The 295-nt window shown below is 63.4% G+C and carries 1 pseudogene; it reads right to left on the reverse strand.

Annotated elements, in window-relative coordinates:
• Window positions 1–157: 157 nt before the first annotated feature.
• Window positions 158–295 (reverse strand): annotated as a pseudogene (locus tag ACZY0B_RS27980) (CoA transferase); the annotation flags it as partial.

A 295-nucleotide genomic window follows, 5' to 3' on the forward strand; every position in this document is an offset into this window, starting at 1 on the left:
GACGTCGACGTGTCGATACGGCCACGGGCTGAGTGGGCGCGGCTCTACGAGAAGAAGCAACTCGCCGCGCGGTAGGGGGCCGAATGCCTCGAACGTGAAACTAACTTCACTGTCGAACCCGAGCGTGAAATTAGCTTCACGCTCGGCGGCAAGGGGCCTATCCCTCGGGAAGCTGTGGCGGCGGCCGATAGTCGGGCTGATACCCGGAAACGTGGATCGGAGAGCCGACGAGACGGAAATCGCCTGCCGTAACAATCACTTCCGGCGTCGCTTTGAGCGCCTCGGGCAGCGTGCG

This window comes from Mycobacterium sp. IDUB_19 (genome assembly GCF_055419445.1).